This window comes from Micromonospora sp. NPDC052213 (assembly GCF_040679695.1).
GTDB lineage: Bacteria > Actinomycetota > Actinomycetes > Mycobacteriales > Micromonosporaceae > Micromonospora.
Window position 1 is genome coordinate 1 of record NZ_JBFAVI010000033.1, and the last position, 14,336, is coordinate 14,336.

The 14,336-nt window shown below is 70.7% G+C and carries 12 protein-coding genes and 1 pseudogene; 9 read left to right on the top strand and 4 right to left on the bottom strand.

The genetic code is table 11. The annotated features are described in order from the left end of the window. Both AB0L34_RS11235 and AB0L34_RS11240 read right to left on the bottom strand, forming a co-directional pair. The coding region (locus tag AB0L34_RS11235; RefSeq protein WP_363703956.1) for a lantibiotic dehydratase at nt 1–1,601 on the bottom strand (1,601 nt) is incomplete at its 3' end. A gap of 108 nt (nt 1,602–1,709) precedes the next feature. Further along, nucleotides 1,710–1,901: a thiopeptide-type bacteriocin gene (locus AB0L34_RS11240; RefSeq protein ID WP_350708790.1), complete on the bottom strand. Its 192-nt coding sequence runs from the start codon at nt 1,899–1,901 to the stop codon at nt 1,710–1,712. Nucleotides 1,902–2,366: 465 nt separating this feature from the next. Between AB0L34_RS11240 and AB0L34_RS11245 the strand changes: the two genes are divergently transcribed. Continuing rightward, nucleotides 2,367–3,224 carry a hypothetical protein gene (locus AB0L34_RS11245; protein WP_363703958.1) on the top strand — a complete coding sequence of 286 codons (858 nt, stop codon included), beginning with the start codon at nt 2,367–2,369 and terminating at the stop codon, nt 3,222–3,224. A 201-nt stretch (nt 3,225–3,425) separates the two neighbouring features. Next, nucleotides 3,426–3,722, top strand: a pseudogene (locus tag AB0L34_RS11250) (LysR substrate-binding domain-containing protein); the annotation flags it as partial. A gap of 195 nt (nt 3,723–3,917) precedes the next feature. Here AB0L34_RS11250 and pepE read toward each other — a convergent pair. Both pepE and AB0L34_RS11260 read right to left on the bottom strand, forming a co-directional pair. Beyond that, complete coding sequence (pepE, locus tag AB0L34_RS11255) at nt 3,918–4,658, bottom strand: dipeptidase PepE (protein ID WP_363703960.1); 741 nt, start codon at nt 4,656–4,658, stop codon at nt 3,918–3,920. Nucleotides 4,659–4,701: 43 nt separating this feature from the next. Continuing rightward, nucleotides 4,702–5,526 carry an IclR family transcriptional regulator gene (locus tag AB0L34_RS11260; RefSeq protein ID WP_363703962.1) on the bottom strand — a complete coding sequence of 275 codons (825 nt, stop codon included), beginning with the start codon at nt 5,524–5,526 and terminating at the stop codon, nt 4,702–4,704. Nucleotides 5,527–5,692: 166 nt separating this feature from the next. Between AB0L34_RS11260 and AB0L34_RS11265 the strand changes: the two genes are divergently transcribed. From AB0L34_RS11265 to AB0L34_RS11295, 7 genes are all read left to right on the top strand, one after another. Beyond that, nucleotides 5,693–6,700, top strand: coding sequence for an ABC transporter permease (locus AB0L34_RS11265; protein ID WP_363703964.1), 1,008 nt, complete (start codon nt 5,693–5,695; stop codon nt 6,698–6,700). Continuing rightward, a complete protein-coding gene (locus tag AB0L34_RS11270; RefSeq protein ID WP_363703966.1) occupies nt 6,693–7,601 on the top strand; it encodes an ABC transporter permease in 909 nt (302 codons plus the stop codon). The genes AB0L34_RS11265 and AB0L34_RS11270 overlap by 8 nt, the downstream gene beginning before the upstream one ends. Nucleotides 7,602–7,675: 74 nt before the next feature. After that, nucleotides 7,676–9,253, top strand: a complete 1,578-nt coding sequence (locus tag AB0L34_RS11275; RefSeq protein WP_363703968.1) for an ABC transporter substrate-binding protein — start codon at nt 7,676–7,678, stop codon at nt 9,251–9,253. A gap of 121 nt (nt 9,254–9,374) precedes the next feature. After that, nucleotides 9,375–10,700: a M20 family metallopeptidase gene (locus tag AB0L34_RS11280; protein ID WP_363703970.1), complete on the top strand. Its 1,326-nt coding sequence runs from the start codon at nt 9,375–9,377 to the stop codon at nt 10,698–10,700. Nucleotides 10,701–10,702: 2 nt separating this feature from the next. Beyond that, the gene (locus AB0L34_RS11285) at nt 10,703–11,653 is read left to right on the top strand and encodes a DUF1177 domain-containing protein (RefSeq protein WP_363703972.1); all 951 of its coding nucleotides are present in this window, start codon (nt 10,703–10,705) and stop codon (nt 11,651–11,653) included. 50 nt (nt 11,654–11,703) lie between these two features. Beyond that, nucleotides 11,704–13,482: an ABC transporter ATP-binding protein gene (locus AB0L34_RS11290; protein WP_363703974.1), complete on the top strand. Its 1,779-nt coding sequence runs from the start codon at nt 11,704–11,706 to the stop codon at nt 13,480–13,482. After that, the gene (locus tag AB0L34_RS11295) at nt 13,482–14,225 is read left to right on the top strand and encodes an AroM family protein (RefSeq protein ID WP_363704034.1); all 744 of its coding nucleotides are present in this window, start codon (nt 13,482–13,484) and stop codon (nt 14,223–14,225) included. The genes AB0L34_RS11290 and AB0L34_RS11295 overlap by 1 nt, the downstream gene beginning before the upstream one ends. The last annotated feature ends 111 nt before the right edge of the window (nt 14,226–14,336 follow it).

A 14,336-nucleotide genomic window follows, 5' to 3' on the forward strand; every position in this document is an offset into this window, starting at 1 on the left:
CCCTCGGCGAAGAACTCACCGAGGTCGGCGCAGCGGCCCCCGGAGCCGTACCGTTCGACGAACCGGTGCCGCAGCAGCCGGCGCAGCACCTGGTCCGTGTCGAACATCAACGCGAGCCCGGTCAGCGCGGTCAGGTCGGCGTTGTCCGCCGGCCGCCGGGTCAGCCGTACCGGTCCGGGCAGCACGACGTCCTCGGTGGCCGGGGCCAGTGGCGGCGCGGTGGCGCCGAGCGAGTGCAGGGCGTCGCGCCAGCCCGCGCTGATCCGGCGTACCAGCGGGCCGCGTCGCGCCGCCTCGACGTCGGCCAGGGACCGGATGTCCTGGTCGAGGCGCCGCACCTGGTCGGCGACGGCGGGGTCACCGGTGTCGGCGAGCCAGTCGGCGATCGCCGCGAGCGCCGCCGGGTCGTGTTCGGTGGTCGGCGGCACCGGAACCAGCAGCCGTTCCGTGCAGAGCTGGTCGACGAGTCGGCGGGCGAGCCGCTCGGCCGCCGCGGCGTCCGTGGCGGGGTGCGCGGGGCGTCGGCTGAGGGCCGCGACGAGTTCCTCCGGCCGGTACCCGCCGGGCGCGGCGCGGAGCACCCGGATGATCGCGGCCAGCGCGGGCCGCAGCGGCATCAGTACCCGCTCCTCCCGGATCACCGGGGCACCGTCGGCGTCGGTCGTCGGGTGCTCGCGGTAGAACACCACGTGCTCGCCGAGCACGCGGGTCCCGGGCGCCAGCCGGTGCGGGGTGCGTGGCGCCTGCCCCGGGCGGCCGTTGCCGGCCAGGAAGAGGCTGGCGACCAGGCCGGCCGGTGGACGGGTCACCGCCGTCGGCACGCCGGCCGCCGACAGATCCAGGTTCGCCACGGTTTCCGGGCCGGCCGCACGGTCACGCCCGGGCCGCGACCGTGGCCCGGGCGTCGGGGGTCCGAGGGCGCTGTCGTCCGGCCAGGAGCCCCAGCCGACGATGGTGAACCAGGAGAGCGGGCTGGTCCGCGTGGACGTCCGCAACGCGTACCGGAGCACGGTGGGCTCCGACTTGCGGCCGCGGGCGTCCGGTACGCCACCGCGCGCCGCCGTGCGGTGTACCGCTGCCAGCAGCTCCGGGCTGGTCAGCGCCACCGCCCGGCCGAACGGGTCGCTGCCGCAGAGAGTGGCGAGCGCGACGCGTTCCTCGGCCAGTGCCGCCTCCGACCCGGCGTCGATGGCGTCGGTCAGCCGGTCGATCTCGGCCCGAACCCGCAACCAGCGCCCCAACGCCGGCAGACGTGCGGGAAGGTCGCCGAGCCGGGCGCGGACATCGCCGGCCGGAGACCGGCCGTTGTGGACGTCGCGTCGCAGGGGCAGCAGAACCGACTGGCGGTACGTCCTCGAGGACCGACCGCCGAGCCGGTACAGCTCGTCGGCGAGGTCGGGGCCGAGGGAGTGACACTTGACCAGTCGATCGACGAGGCGGTCCTGGAGGCGGCGCAGCCGCCGTCCGGCCGGCCCGGACGCCGGCTGGTCGACCCCCGTCAGGCGGATCAGCACGTACGGGGCGACCTCGACCTCCGGCGCGACCCGGCCGCCGGGTGCCGACGACACCGGTGGAGCGGAGTTCTGGCGGGTGATGGACACGTTCTCCCCTGTGGACGGTCATCGACACCGGCCGGTCGAACCGGTGGGGACGGTCGCGCCGACGGTGTCGGCGACCCGGCCCCGCCGGTCGGCACCGATCCGGTACGACTACAGAGGAAGCTGGGCGGCGCAGGAGGAGTAGCCCAGCCACTCCCAGACGACGGAGGTGCTCGCCGAGGCGCCGGTTTCCGGCAGGGCCACCGCGTCGCGGACGGCGTGCACCTCCAACAGGTCGGACACCTCCAGGTCGGCCAGGTTGAGGTCTTCGAGGTCGGCCAGCGTGGCCGCCATGTCCGGCATGGTCACTCCAATCTCCGAGGGCGTCGCTCCCGCGGCGGTGCGCTCGGGGAGCAACACGGACAGTGGGGACGACGCTAGTCGTTTCCGGCCGCGCGTTGCCCGTCCGACCGCCCAGTGACCGGTGGCCGTCCGACGGATGTCGAATATGGACGGAGTGAACGTATGGTCCCGCGATCCGGTGCGGGAGGCCGGTCGTGGTGGACGCCGGCAACCCAGGGCCTCCTGGAATCCCGCAGCCCAGCCGCGGTGCGGCGAGTCCGACCGGCGGGATCGGTCGCGCCGCTTGAGTGTCGCCGGAACCGGGGTCGCGGACCCGGGTCGTTGCGACACGTGCCGATTGGCCAGAGATGTCGCGGGCGGCTCTGGTCAGCAAAAATCCACTTGACTCATGTATGGCGATCGATGCCCCCGGTGCGGTACTGCTGTTCCTTGACAGCAGAAACACCTGGCGAACGGAGGCGTGCCATGCTGACAACTCGTCGTGCCCTCACGGCGGCCGGCGCAGCTCTGCTGCTGGTGGCGGCTGTGCTGATCGTCGTGGTGGGAAACCACCGCACCGCCGAAGCCGAGCGGACGACGCTGGCGGCAGCGGCGGCCGGCCCGGCCGCGCCGGCGCTGTCGGACGAGCGCCTCCGTGAGGTCCTGCTGCCCAAGGCCGACCACCCCGCGGGTACCGAACTCGTGGAGATGTCGTTGGCCGACGCGGGCAAGTTGTTCGAGCCCGACCCCGACGTGACCGTTTCGCCGGTGGCCTGCCTGGGCTCCCTGCAACTGGCGATCGGCGAGCAGAGTCGGGCCGCCGGCGGCTGGATCCAGGTCGGCAGCCGGCGCGACGCCGACAATGGCGCCACGGGCAGGTTCACCGCGACCGTCGAGGAGCTGCCCGAGGGGCTGGATCTCGCCCGGCTCCGCGAGGCCGCGGGCACCTGCGCGTCCGGCAGCATGACCTGGCGGTCGCTGCAGGTCGGCGCCAGGATCACCCTGGCCGAGGTGCCCGTGCCGGCGCTGGACGGGGCCGCGACGTACGGGCTGCAGTCGACCATCACGTTCACCGGCCTGACACAGCAGCAGTTCGACCAGCTCGTCGCGGACAGTTGCTCGATCGCGGCGGCGTCGGCCGTCGTGGCGGTCGGCTGGACCTGCGACGAGGGCACGGGAACCGTCACGGCGGTCAACCAGCCCGCCGGGGACTTCACCGTGCGGCAGTACCAGCTCTACGTGGCCCGCGGAAGCCACTACCTGGAGATCTGCGAACCGGACCTGGCCACGGCGATCTCGATGTCGGAGACGCTGTACGGCCGGTTGCGCTCGGTCGTCAAGTGACGTGGGTCCGGTGACCCCGCGCGGAGACCGCGAGGCCAACCGCGTTCGCGGCATGGCTGATCCCGGCTACGTGCCGTTGACTCGGACCGCCGGGTTTCCGGCCGAGTTGCATCAGGGAGGCCCAGAGCCGGTCGCGGTTGATCCGGACGGTACGGGCCATCGAACGGGTCCTTCCGTACTGAGCAGGACGACGACACCGCCCGGGAATGGGCGACGGCGGCATGCCGACAGGCGGGGTTCGAGCCCGACGTCCGCTACACCTCCACGGACCTGCAGATCCACCTGCGACTCGTCGAGAACGGCCTCGCGGCCGCCCTGCTTCCCGACCTGTCAGGCGCGGGTGAGCGTCACAACGTGGTCTCGCACCCGCTCCACGGCCGTCCCAGAAGACAGATCTTCACCACCGTGCGGCGGGGAGCAACGCGCCATCCCACGGTCCAAGCGTTCACGTCCGCCCTCAAGGCCCAGCAGACTCCGGCTGGCCCGGACGGGGCGTGAGCCCATCCCCGGCTGCGACGAGCGGCACGTCGAGGTCGTTGGTGATCGTCGCGGCGGCCCTGGGCCGCCTGATGCCGTACTCCCCGGCGAAGGCACGGCCAGCCCCGCACGCCGGCCGTGCCGGCCGTCTCAGGTCCGACCGGCGCGGACCCGAGGCGCGTCCCGTAGATCTCCAGGATGTCCGACTGCTCGCCCTCAGCGGCCGACGTCGAACGAAGCCACTCTCTCGGCGAGCCAGCTCACGTCGGCGCCGCTCGCAACCTCGACCGGCTCGGATGCGCGGCAGAAGACCCGCCCTCCCGCGGCCACGCCGTCGAGCCGCATCGAACTGTTGCTCACCCGCAGCCAGGTGCCCTCGCGCATGGCGAGTACCGGGACGTCGTTCTCCTCGAGGAACTGTGTGAGCCGCTCCTCCCGGGTCTCACCCTGGTGCGTCGAGGCCGGGTCCGGGTCGAGGTAGTGGGGGTTGATCTGGAAGGGCACGAGGCCGAAGGTCTCGAAGGACGGCGGTTGGACGATCGGCATGTCGTTCGTCGTACGCAGGCTCGGCGTCGCGACGTTGGTGCCGGCACTCGACCCGATGTAGGGCATGCCCTCGGACACCCGGGTGCGCACGACGCTGATCAGGTCGAGCTCGTGGATCGCCTTGACGAGACGGAAGGTGTTGCCGCCGCCGACGAAGACCGCCTCGGCGTCGGCGACGATGTCGCGTGGCGTGCCCTCGTGTGCTCCTCGGACGGTGATGCCGAGTGGCTCCAGGGCCCGACGGACCGTGTCGGTGTAGCCGTCGTGGTCCGCCAGTGCGAAGGGGACGAACACGATGGAGCGTCGGCCGTCGAGTGCCTGGAGGATCGCGTCGCGCGCATGTTCCAGATAGGCCCGGCCCGGGGCCGTCGAATTGGACAGGAGCAGGAGGCTCTGGTGGCCCTGGGTCATGGTGTCTCCTCGATGCGGCCGGTCCGGCTGGTCGGCGCGGCGTTCAGTGGGATCGGACCGTCGTGGTCTGCCGGGCTGCGGCGGCCGAGTTCGCCCGGTTGTCGAGCAGGGCGGACAGCTGCTCCGCGGCGGCCTGTAGTGCGGGCAGGTGGTCCCGGATGTCGTCCGGACGCGCCGGATACTTGCTCTCGCCGAGGCTGAGCGAGCCGACGGGCCGCCCTCTGAGCATGATGGGAACGGCGAGCGCCCTGGTGGCGTAGTCGTATTCGCCCTCCGAGTAGGCGTAGCCCTGCGCAACGGTCTCGACGAAGAGCCGTTCGACCTCGTGCTCGCCGACCTTCGTCAGCTCCGTGAAGGTCGCGAAGACGCGACCGGAGATGAGGGCGCGTCGTTCGTTGCTGTCGAGGAAGGCGAAGTAGGCGCGGGAGGTGGCTCCCGCGTTGGCCGGGTACAACTCGCCGACGAGCGGATGACTGCGCAGCGGTTCGCCGCCGTTGACGGCGGCGACGCAACGGACGTGAAGCCCGTCCGGGACGGCGAAGATGGCGGTGCGATCGGTCTGGAAGGCGAGCGGCTCGACCACCCGGTGGGCCAGGGCGGCCAGCCCTCCCGTGCGCTCCCAGACGGCGGCCATTCGCCACATCGTCGGCCCGAGGCTGTAGCGCCGGGTCACCGGATCGGCGTTGAGGAAGCCGCGCGCGGCGAGCGCGGCAAGGATCCGCTGTGCGGTCGACTTGTCGATGGCGAAGGCTTCGGCAAGCTCCATGACGCCCCAGTCGCGACGCCGCTCGGTGAACGACAGAAGGACCTCCAGGGCGCGGTCCACGGTCTGGAGCGGCGAGCGGGGGCGGGCGCCGTTGTCTGACATGGGTCCTCCGGGATGGGTGGGACGTGTGTGAACCTACCGCACTCCGATCCAGTTCGAGATGCCCTCTCATATACAGAGAAGGTATTGCGCAGGGGTGCGGGACGGACGAATCCTGGGTGGCGCCGAGACCAGGTCAGACCCAACAAAGCGCAGATTGGAGGTGGCCGTGAACCACGTGGTGCGACGAGTCCTCGCGATGATCCCGGCGCTCCTCGGTGTCGTGCTCTGCATCTTCCTTCTCACGCGCGTCCTGCCCGGTGACCCGGCCCGGACGCTCGCCGGGGAGCAGGCTGACCCGGCGACCGTCGAGAAGATCCGTGCCGAGATGGGCCTCGACCAGCCGCTGGTCGCCCAGTTCGTCTCCTACGTGCGCGGCCTCTTCGCCGGAGACTTCGGCTTCGCCTGGCACACCGGGCAGCCCGTCCTCGCGGACTTCGCCTCCCGGCTGCCGGCGACGGTCGAGCTCGCCATCGCGGCGATCCTCATCTCGCTGCTCGTGGGGGTCCCGATCGGTGTCGTCAGCGCGACGCGCCGCGACCGGCCCATCGACCACGCCAGCCGCATCTTTTCGCTGGTCGGGGCGTCGATGCCGCTCTTCTGGCTCGCCCTCATCGTGATCTTCGTCTTCTACAACAAGCTCGGGTGGGAGCCGGCCCCGCTGGGCCGCATCGCCCAGGACGTGAACCCACCGACGTCGATCACGGGGCTCTACGTCCTCGACTCGCTCCTGACCGGTGACGTCATCGCGCTCAAGTCGTCGCTGGCCCACATCATCTGGCCGGCCATGTGCCTCGCGACCGGGAGCACGGCGATCATCGCCCGGATGACCCGGTCCGAGATGCTCGAGGTGATCAACCAGGACTACGTACGGACCGCTCGCTCCAAGGGCCTGCCGCCGGCCAAGGTCATCCTCAAGCACGCGCTGAAGAACGCCGCCCCCGTCATCGTCACCGTCGTCGGCCTCCAGTTCGGCCAACTCCTCGGTGGCGCGGTCATCACCGAGACGGTCTTCAGTTGGCCCGGCATCGGCGCCTATGTCGTCCAGTCCGTGCTCGCGACCGACTATGCGCCGGTCCAGGCCTTCACCCTGCTCGCCGCGGTCATCTACCTGACGGTCAACCTCTGCGTCGATCTGTTCAACGGCCGCCTGGACCCGAGGATCGAGAATGCCTGACACCACCGTGTCCGCGACCGTGCGGGGCAACCGGGTCACGTCGTCCGACCGGGCGACCGCCAGGCCCACCACCGCCTGGCGCCTCCTGGTCCGCAACCGCCTGGCGATGGTCGGTCTCGTCTTCATCGCGATCTGGACCGTCGGCGCCCTGGTGGCCGACCTGCTGCCGTACTCGCCCACCGAGACCGGAGCCGGAGGGCTTCTCGAACCCCCCTCCGGCGCGCACCTCTTCGGCACGGACAACTTCGGCCGCGACATCCTCGCCCGGGTTCTCGCCGGCGGGCGCATCTCTCTCTGGACCGGGCTCATCGCCGTCGGGATCTCGCTTCTCGTCGGTGTCCCGATCGGTGCCATCTCCGGCTTCGTCGGCGGTGCGGTGAGCGCGGTGCTCATGCGGGTGATGGATGTGCTCCTCGCCTTCCCGTCGCTCGTGCTGGCCATGGCGATCGCCGCCGCCCTCGGCCCGGGCCTGGCGAGCGCGATGGTCGCGGTGGGTGTCGTCGGCATCCCCGAGTTCGCCCGCATCGTCTACAGCCAGACCCGCTCGCTCCGTGAGCGTGACTTCGTCGAGGCGGGGCGCGCCCTGGGTCTGCGTGACCGGACGATCCTCATCCGGCACATCGTCCCGAACACCGTTGCCCCGATCCTCGTCCGAGCGACCCTCGGGATGGGCTACGCGATCCTCACGGCCGCCTCGCTCAGCTTCATCGGCCTCGGCGCGCAGCCGCCGACGCCGGAATGGGGCGTCATGATCTCGGACGGCCGTGGCTACATCATCAGCGGCGAGTGGTGGATGACCGTCTTCCCCGGTATCGCCATCGCCACCTCGATTCTCGGCTTCAACCTGATCGGCGACGGCCTTCGCGACGTCCTCGACCCACGCCTGCGGACGAGCCGATGACCCGGTGCGGACCTGCCACGGACGCCAGCCCATCCGCCCACCCCAACCCCCACCCTGACCTGAAGGAGAACAGCGTGAAGCGCAGCGCCACCCTGGCCGCCGCGGTCGCCGTCATCTTCGTCGCAGCCGGCTGTGGAGCCAACGCCAACCAGGGCGACTCCTCGCAGGCCGATGGGACCGCCAAGGACACCCTCGTCGCCGCCTACTCCGAAGGCGGCAAGACCCTCAACCCCGCCGAGGCCAACGACGTCACCTCCGACACGTTCGTCGTGGCCGCCTACGACCAACTGGTCACGTACGACCGCACGACGGTCGACGGCAAGCCGACCGCCAAGACGGACACGATCGTGCCGATGCTGGCCGAGTCGTGGAAGGTGAGCACCGACTCGAAGAGCTACACCTTCACCATGCGGCCGGGCGTGAAGTTCGAGGACGGCTCGGCGCTCGACTCCGACGACGTCGTCAAGACGTTCGACTTCATCAAGAAGTCGAGTTCGGCGAGCTTCCTGTACGGCATGGCCGGCATCGACACCGTGACCGCGGTCGACTCGCAGACGGTGAAGATCGACCTCAAGGCGCCGAACCACCTCTTCCTCCAGATCCTGCCGATGTACTCGTTCTCGATCATCAACATCGACAAGGTCAACGCCGAGGGCGGCAGCAAGTGGCTCGACACGCACACCGCGGGCTCCGGCCCCTACCGGCTGACGAAGTGGGACCCGGCGACCGAGGCCGTGCTCGAGCGCAACGACACCTACTGGGGTGAGAAGCCGGCCCTGCGCAAGATCAACACGAAGTTCATCGGCGAGGCGAGCAACCGCGTGCAGCTCCTCACCAAGGGCGAGGTCGACATCGCGCTCGAGGTGCCCGCGAAGGACGTCGACACGCTGTCGAAGCAGTCCGGCGTCGCCATCGACTCCCGGGCCAGCAACAAGATCCTCTTCTTCGGGATGAACAACGCCGTCAAGCCGTTCGACAACCCGAAGGTCCGTCAGGCCGTCTCGTACGCGATTCCGTACGACAAGCTCATCAGCGACGTCATGAAGGGCCAGGCGTCGCCCATGCGCTCGTCCGTGGCCAGCTCGACCCCGGGCTTCACCGACGCCGGCTATGTCTACTCGTACGACCTCGACAAGGCGAAGGCGCTCCTCGTGGAGGCCGGCTACCCCAACGGCTTCAGCTTCGACTTCACCCTCGGCAGCGGCTTCGAGGACTGGTCGGACGACGCCGTGCTCATCCAGGCCGAGCTGGCGAAGATCGGCGTGACGATGAACATCAACAAGATGGCGCGCCCGCAGTTCCTCGAGGCGCTCGCCACGAAGAAGGTGCAGGCCTACATCAGCCGCTGGACCTCCTTCGTCAACGACCCGGGCTACCACCTCGGCCTCCTGCTGACGAGTGACGGCACGAGCAACTACGTCAACTTCAACAGCCCCGAGGTCGACAACCTCTGGAAGCAGGCCTCGACCGAGACGGACCAGAAGGTCCGGAACGATCTGTACGGCAAGGCGCAGGAGATCATCAACACCCAGGCGCCGTGGGCGTACCTCTACGAGTACAACATCGTCGTCGCGCAGCGGGCGGGCGTGCAGGGGTACACGTCGTACCCCGACGGGATCATCCGCTTCTTCCAGCTGAGCAACAAGGGCTGACGCCGAAGAGAGGCGTGCCGCCGGGCCCGCCGCCATCCCGACGCGCCCGGCGGCCGCCTCCTCCTCCACACCACCGCGAATCCGACTCCCCGCAGGCGAACACGACACCCTGGAGCCCGACTTGACCACGACATCCCCCGCCTGGGAGACCCGGGTCCTCGACGAGATCGAGCGCACTCGGGACGAACTGCTGACGCTCGCCGGAGACCTCATCCGGATCCCGAGCGAGAACCCTCCGGGGGACTGCACGGACGTCGGCACCTTCATCGCCGACCACCTGCGCGCCCAGGGCCTCGACCCCGAGGTCCACGACGCGGGCGATGGTCGCCTCAGCATCGTCGTCCACCGTGCCGCGGGCAACGCCGCGGTGGACGGCGAGCCCACGACGGCGCGCCACCTGGTGCTCGCCGGCCACACCGACGTCGTCCCCGTCGGCGACCTCAACCGCTGGACGTTTCCCCCCTTCGCGGGTGACATCGTCGACGGCTATCTCCGCGGTCGCGGCGCGAGCGACATGAAGGCCGGTCTCGCCGGCGTCATCCACACGCTCGTCGTCCTCCACCGCCTCGGCGTCCCGCTCGCCGGGAAGCTGTCGCTCGCGGCGGTCCCCGACGAGGAGCAGGGCGGCTCGCGCGGGGCGGACTGGCTCCTCGACCAGGGGGTCCTCGACGGCGCGACCGGCGCGATCATCGCCGAGCCCGCCGAACGCACGCACCCGACGATCGGCCAGAAGGGCAGCAACTGGTTCCGTATGACGATCGACGGCAAGCCGGGACACGGCAGCCTCCAACCGCTGCACGGCGTCAGCGCGAATCTCCTCGCGGCCAGGGCCGTCATCGCCCTGCAGCAGCTCTGGGACATGAAGCCGTCGGCGCCCGAGGACGTGCGCGACCTCATCGAGAGGTCCAAGACGTTCGCCGAGGAACGCGAGGGCTACGGTCCCGGCATCGGTGCCGTCTTCGAACACGTCACCGTCAACATCGGCACGATCCACGGCGGCACCTCCTCCAACGTCGTCGCGGACCGGTGCGTCGTCGACGTCGACACCCGTGTGCCGATCGGGTTGTCGCGGGCCGAGGTCCTCGCCCGGGTCGACGAGCTGCTCGCCGAGGCGGGCATCGAGGCGACGATCGAGCCGATCGGCTTCCGCAGCGAGCCGAACTGGACGCTGCCGAGCGACCCCATCGTCGCCGAACTCGTCGCGGCCCTACGCGAACTGACCGGGGACCCCACCGCGGAGGGTGTGCTCCAGTGGGCGTCCTCCGACGCCCGCACCTTCCGCAGCCACGGTATCCCCGTGCTCCAGTACGGGCCGGCAGAGCTGGCCACCATCCACGGCTTCGACGAGAAGGCACCCGTCGCCGACGTCGTCCTCGCCGCGAAGACCTATGCCCTGACCACCCTCCGGTACCTCGGCGTCGCCGAGACCGCTGTCGAAAGCGAATAACCGTGCTGTCCCACGTCCTTACGGCCCTCGACCTCCTCGACCGTCCCGACGCGTCGGGCAAGCTCGTCGCCGAGCACCTGCGCACCCTCGGCGACGACGCCTGCTCGATCACCGTCGAGACGGTGGCGGGCGAGCGCGGCTCGACCGACTTCCTCCGCGTCACCGTCCCGGGCAGCCGCGGCAGGACCGTCGGCGGCGACGCCCCGACGCTCGGTGTCGTCGGGCGCCTCGGCGGCCTCGGCGCCCGCCCGGAACTCATCGGCTACGTGTCCGACGGTGACGGGGCCACCGCCGCCGTCGCCACGGCCGCCAAGCTCCTCGCGATGCACGCCCGCGGCGACATCCTGCCCGGCGACGTCGTCATCTCGACGCACATCTGCCCCGACGCACCGACCCGCCCACACGACCCCGTGCCCTTCATGGACTCGCCCGTCGACATCACCGCGATGAACGAGCACGAGGTCACATCGGAGATGGACGCCGTCCTGTCCATCGACACCACGAAGGGCAACCGCCTCATCAACCACCGCGGCATCGCGATCTCCCCGACGGTCCGCGCCGGCTACATCCTCCCCGCGAGCGCCGACCTCGTCAGCGTCCTGGAGACCGTGTCGGGGGAGCCAGCCGTCGTCTTTCCGCTGTCGACGCAGGACATCACGCCGTACGGCAACGGCCTGCACCACCTCAACTCGATCCTCCAGCCGGCCGTCGCGACGGCCGCGCCCGTCGTCGGTGTCGCCATCACCACGGTGACGCCCGTCGCCGGCTGCGCGACCGGCGCGAGCCACGAGGTCGACATCGCCCTGGCCGCGCGCTTCGCCGTCGAGGTCGCCAAGGGCTTCACCGCGGGTGCGGTGTCCTTCCACGACGAGGCCCAGGCGGCGCTCCTCGAGAGCCTCTACGGCCCGGCCACCCACCTGCAGACGAGTGGAAAGGTCCCCGCGGACGCCTGAGCGGGCGCGCGCGACCGAGCCCAGCGGCACACGGAACAAGGAGCACGGACATGGCTGAGACCCTGCTGTCGATCGAGAACCTCTCGATCCGGATCGACACGTCGCGCGGCCCGATCCACCCGGTCCGGGGCCTCGACCTGACCATCGCGCGCGGCGAGATGGTCGGGCTGGTCGGCGAGTCGGGCTCGGGCAAGAGCGTCACCGCCATGTCGATCACGGGACTGCTGCCGGCGCGGCAGGCGCACGTCACCGGGGGGCACATCCGCTTCGACGGGCGCGACCTCGCCGCGCTGTCGGACCGGCAGATGCGCGGGATCCGCGGCAAGGACATCGCGACGATCTTCCAGGAGCCGATGACCGCGCTCAACCCGGTCTTCACGATCCGTGACCAGCTCACCGAACCGTTGCGCCAGCACATGCGCCTCGGCCGACGGCAGGCGGCGGACCGGGCGGGCGAACTGCTCGACATGGTGGGGATCCGCAACACCGCCCGCGTCCTCGCCGGGTACCCGCACGAGTTGTCCGGTGGGATGCGCCAGCGAGTCATGATCGCCATGGCCATGGCGTGTGAGCCGAAGCTGCTCATCGCCGACGAGCCGACGACCGCGCTCGACGTCACGACCCAGCTGCAGATCCTCGACCTCATCATGGACCTGCAGGAGCAGCACGGGACGGCGGTCCTGCTCATCACGCACGACCTCGGCGTCGTCGCCCAGACCTGCCAGCGGGTCGCCGTGATGTACGGCGGTGAACTGCAGGAGACGGCGACGACGGAGCAGCTCTTCGCCGCGCCACAGGCCGACTACACGAAGCGGCTGCTCAGCTTCATCCCCTCCGCCAACGAGCACGTCATCGAGGCGGTCGAGGCGCTCGCCGAGGAGGACGTGGCGCCCGACGGCTCGGGGCCGGTTCGCGTCGAGGCGGGCACGGACGCTCCCACGGCATCCGACGACGACGCGCCGGTGCTGCTCGAGGTCACCGACCTGACGAAGGTCTTCACCGGGCGACGCCGCCGTCTGGGACGTACGGCCGATGCCATCAGAGCCGTCGACGGCGTGTCCTTCCGGGTCCGCCGTGGCCGCACGCTCGCCATCGTGGGCGAGTCAGGTTCGGGCAAGTCGACGACCGGTCGAGCCCTGCTGCGCCTGCACGAGCCGACGTCGGGGGCGGTGACCTTCAACGGGGCCGACCTCCTCGCGGCGAGTGACGACGAGTTGCGTCGCCTCCGCTCCGAGATGCAGATCGTCTTCCAGGACACGTACGCCTCGCTCGACCCGCGGTGGACGATCCACCGGGCCCTCGCCGAGCCGCTGCGGTTGCACACGGACCTTGACGACGCGGCGATCCGCGCCCGCATCGTCGAGGTCCTCGAGACGGTGGGCCTGCGGGAGGAGGACATCGACCGCTTCCCGCACGAGTTCTCCGGGGGCCAGCGCCAGCGGATCGGCATCGCACGGGCCCTCATCCTCAACCCGAGCCTCGTCGTCTGCGACGAGCCCGTGTCGGCACTCGACGTGTCGGTTCAGGCCCAGGTGCTCGACCTCATGAAGCGGTTGCAGCGGGACCTCGGGCTCACGTACGTCTTCATCTCGCACGATCTGTCCGTCGTCGAGATGATGGCCGACGAGATCGTCGTCATGAGCCAGGGCCGCGTCGTCGAGCAGGGCAGCGTCGAGCAGATCTTCACGGCGCCTCAGCACCCCTACACCAAGGCGCTCCTCGCTGCGATCCCGATCGCCGACCCCACCGCGCGGGTCGACCGGGCCGTGCGGCGCCGCATCGTCGAGCGTGGCGTCGCGGCTGCCGACCTGCCCGAGAAGGTGGCGTGATGCACGAACCGTCTGACGGCGGGGCGCACAGCGTAAGGCCGACGCTCGGTCTCGTCACGATCGGCCAGGCCCCCCGCGTCGACCTGATCCCCGATGTCGAGGCCGCCCTCTCCGGCGTCGACTGGGTCGAACACGGCGCGTTGGACCTCCTCGACGCGGAAGGCATCGCCCGGCTCGAACCACGCGGCGGAGAGCGTACCCTTGTCTCCCGCCTGCGGGACGGTTCGCGCGTCCGCCTCGGCGCGACGAGCATCGCCCCGGCGCTTGACGGCGCTCTCCGGCGTTGCGTAGCCGATCACTGCGGGGCCGTCCTCGTGCTGTGTACCGGCCGCGTCGAGCACGGTCCGGCGTCGGTGCCGGTGCTCCACGCGGAGGACCTCGCCCACGACCTCATGGTGCGGCTCGTCGGTGAGGGGCGGTTGGGTGTCCTGTGCCCCGTGCCGGAGCAGTTGACGGACATCCGGCAGCGGTGGGAGGGGCGCCTGGGCCGCCCGGTCGTCGCGGCAGCCGTGGACCCCTACACGGCTGGCCTCGACGAGGTGGCGGCCGCCGGACGAAGGGTCACCGCGGGCGGAGCCGACGTGGTATTCCTCGACTGCATCGGCTACACGGGGGAGCAGCGGGAAGTGCTCGCCGCCGAGGGCATCCGAGCCGAGACCGCCCGCCACCTCGCGGTGACGGGCGCGGTGGGTCTCCTGTCCCCCGCCTCGTGCCCTGACCAGGAGCGCCCACCGGGTTGGTGACCCGACCGGGGGCGGCCTTGTCCTTGGCGTCGCGGCCGTGGCCAACCCTGCCAGGACCAGGGCGCCGGTCAAGACCGGCCGCCACACCCTGCTCGCGGGTCAGAGCTGTCA